This window comes from Brochothrix campestris FSL F6-1037 (genome assembly GCF_000525915.1).
Classification (GTDB): domain Bacteria; phylum Bacillota; class Bacilli; order Lactobacillales; family Listeriaceae; genus Brochothrix; species Brochothrix campestris.
Window position 1 is genome coordinate 1 of sequence record NZ_AODH01000128.1, and the last position, 554, is coordinate 554.

Below are 554 nucleotides of genomic sequence, written 5' to 3' on the forward strand. Positions count from 1 at the left end.
TAAATCTTTTTATCTTCTGAGTTTGAAGTATCATAACGGTTCATGAGTTTAATGCGTGTTTGATTAAGGGAGCGTGTTACTAATTGGGACAAATGAAAACGATCGATGATGCAATCTTCTAGATGGGAGGATATCAATGATTTCATATTTTTTCGCATCAGTGAAAATAAAACGCATCTAACTATCAGCACTCTTTACCGATTTGAATTCATCCATTGAAAGATGTAGAGGAAGCCTTTGATAGTTCGGTTTGAATTGAGGAGACAATTAGTGTAAAGCACGATTAACAGTAGTTGTTGAAACACTCTGTCTAAAAGCGATATCTTTTTCAGAAGTAATAAACTGCCCTTCGGCAGCTAGTGTTTGAATGATGCGTTTGGAGATAAAACAATTTCGTTTTACCATCGAAGTTGAAGCGATAAAGGTTGTTTTACATCCTTTACATAAGAAGCGTTGCTTCTTTAAAAAGAGATAGGTTGGAAGGTTATTTGTTTTAGGGAGTGTGATACGTGATAGTTTAGTTCCGTGTTTAATGAGTTTAACTGTTTTATTAT

Annotated in this window: 1 pseudogene; it reads right to left on the minus strand. The window is 34.5% G+C overall.

Annotation, left to right across the window (positions count from 1 at the left end):
- Nucleotides 1-267 precede the first annotated feature (267 nt).
- Nucleotides 268-554, minus strand: a pseudogene (locus tag BCAMP_RS12215) (ISL3 family transposase); the annotation flags it as partial.